Genomic DNA, 256 nt, shown 5'->3' on the forward strand with positions numbered 1-256 from the left:
TGTTCCTCTGGCAGGTGTCGGGATATTTAATAGCTATATAGATTCACTTTGGTTATTCCCGCATAAAAATAAGTGGAATGATGTTCAGTACGGGTTTAACGAGAGACAACAGAAAACAAATTATATAACGTACCGTCCGTTTACATATGATGGAGTTATACTTGGAAGTAGTAGAACGACTTTTATTAACGAGAATGACTTCACCGGGTTAAACGCATTTAATTATGCGGTAAGCAGTACAGATCCGCGTGAGTAT

1 pseudogene is annotated in these 256 nt (G+C 37.9%); it reads left to right on the forward strand.

Features of this window, described 5'->3' with window-relative positions:
- Nucleotides 1-256, forward strand: a pseudogene (locus tag SB775_RS31450) (hypothetical protein); the annotation flags it as partial.

This window comes from Peribacillus sp. SIMBA_075 (assembly GCF_046534585.1).